This window comes from Paraburkholderia sp. BR14320, from assembly GCF_040948665.1.
In the GTDB taxonomy this organism is placed as follows: domain Bacteria; phylum Pseudomonadota; class Gammaproteobacteria; order Burkholderiales; family Burkholderiaceae; genus Paraburkholderia; species Paraburkholderia youngii.
In genome coordinates this window covers 1-1,130 of record NZ_JBFPKG010000198.1, presented here as the reverse complement: position 1 = coordinate 1,130, position 1,130 = coordinate 1, and the positions used below count along the sequence as shown (strand labels likewise).

The following is a 1,130-nucleotide window of genomic DNA, read 5'->3' as shown; positions in this document are numbered from 1 at the left end:
GGCAACACCGTTGATTTTCTGCTGCGAGCCCCACGGGACAAGGCTGCGGCCCGGGCCTATTTCGAAAAGGCAATCGACCAGAATGGCGAACCCGGGACCGTGACGATCGACAGGAGCGGATCGAATCTGGCTGCCTTGCAGGCGATCAAGCGCCGGACTCGACCGATGCCTAGGTTCAAAAACTTTCATTGTGCCCGCATCCTGTTGGGCGACATCGAAGTTATGCACATGATCGTCAAGGGACAATTGAACGATGGCGGCGTTGGTCAAACTCCCGCACAGCAATTCTATCCGCTGGCTGGATAAGGAATCCATACCATACAGACTTGGCCGACCTCTCGCTCTTACTGCGACAGAACCGCCAAGCTTGCGGCGAGCAGCTTTGACGCGATGTGCGAAGCCCGCGCCGAATTTGTCGCACCAGCGGCGCATCGTCTCGTAACTGACAACGACACCGTGCTCGAACGGCAGTTCTTCAATATCACGCAGGCCAAGTTGGAACCGGAAATACCACCGAAGCGCGAGACTAATGATTGCCGCCGGGAACCGGTGGCCGTGATAAAGCGATTTTTCTTTCTTCATCGTGACATCTTACGTGACTACCCCGCCAACGTGACAGTGCCCCTCGAAGACGCACAGGTAGCGTTCAAAGAACCGCCGCATCGCTCACGGGGCCGACGCGCGGCGAACCGCCTGCCGGCCCGTAACAAAACGACTTTTTAGTGAGGAGCGGCACCTTTGACGGTTTCAGCTAGGTTTTTGATCATGGCCGCCAACGCACCGGTCAGCGTGTTCCGCGCTGTCTCTTGTGCCGTATGCAAAGTCGTCTTACGAGTTTCTGCACCCAGTACAGCCATCTCCTTGTCTATCAGTTCACCGTCTGCCGCACTGCTCACTGTTGCGCCTATCCCACCTCCCTTTGATACGAGATCCATAACCGGACCGAACATAAGTTCCTCCTTTTAGGTTGAAAATGCCATCATTTTGGGACGACCCGCCGCCACTCAGAGCGGCCACGTGCCCGGCGCTGACGGTGCGCGCCAGATTTGTCCGCAGCCGCCCGGCGATACAGCCAGCCGTACAGCTTCGCGAGATGGGTGAAGTCGGCCGAGTACGCGAAGACGCCATGC

At 57.6% G+C, this 1,130-nt stretch carries 2 protein-coding genes and 1 pseudogene; 1 reads left to right on the top strand and 2 read right to left on the bottom strand.

Annotated features, from left to right (window positions below; translation table 11 throughout):
* On the top strand, positions 1-306 hold a 306-nt coding region (locus tag AB3X89_RS39840; protein WP_368588009.1), incomplete at its 5' end, for a DDE-type integrase/transposase/recombinase.
* A gap of 54 nt (positions 307-360) precedes the next feature.
* On the opposite strand, the pseudogene AB3X89_RS39835 reads toward AB3X89_RS39840, so the two are convergent.
* Together AB3X89_RS39835 and AB3X89_RS39830 are read right to left on the bottom strand one after the other, a co-directional pair.
* Positions 361-582: pseudogene (locus AB3X89_RS39835) on the bottom strand (IS6 family transposase); the annotation flags it as partial.
* 137 nt (positions 583-719) lie between these two features.
* Positions 720-950, bottom strand: a complete 231-nt coding sequence (locus tag AB3X89_RS39830; RefSeq protein ID WP_368588008.1) for a hypothetical protein — start codon at positions 948-950, stop codon at positions 720-722.
* Positions 951-1,130: the final 180 nt, after the last annotated feature.